This is a genomic window from Pseudomonas sp. HMWF006, from assembly GCF_003061205.1.
In the GTDB taxonomy this organism is placed as follows: Bacteria; Pseudomonadota; Gammaproteobacteria; order Pseudomonadales; family Pseudomonadaceae; genus Aquipseudomonas; species Aquipseudomonas monsensis.
Genome location: NZ_QAIU01000665.1, coordinates 1,742 through 2,108, shown reverse-complemented (window position 1 = coordinate 2,108; position 367 = coordinate 1,742). Strand labels below are relative to the sequence as shown.

The following is a 367-nucleotide window of genomic DNA, read 5'->3' as shown; positions in this document are numbered from 1 at the left end:
ACCCGACCCAGCGCATGCGTGCGCAAACGGCGCATCAACGGCGCGGGCAGTTCGATCCGCGAGCCGGAATCGTGGTTGCCGGCAATCATCACGATGGTCAGCAACGGCTGCTGTTCGTGGGCGCTGACGATGAAATCGTAGAGGCGTTCCTGGGCTTTGACCGGTGGATTGACCGTGTCGAAGATGTCACCGGCGATCAGCAGCACGTCCGGCTGCGCCAGTTGCAATTGACGCAGCAGCCATTCGAGGAAGCACGCATGTTCGAAATCGCGCTCCTGGCCGTGCAGGTTTTGCCCAAGGTGCCAGTCGGAAGTGTGGAACAGACGCAAGGTGGACTCCGCAACAGTAAAAGAGGTAATGGCCGCTG

The 367-nt window shown here is 60.5% G+C and carries 1 protein-coding gene; it reads right to left on the bottom strand.

Features of this window, described 5'->3' with window-relative positions; all coding sequences use genetic code 11:
- Positions 1-329: exonuclease subunit SbcD (locus DBR24_RS30830; protein WP_128616566.1), on the bottom strand; the 329-nt coding region annotated here is incomplete at its 3' end.
- Positions 330-367 lie beyond the last annotated feature (38 nt).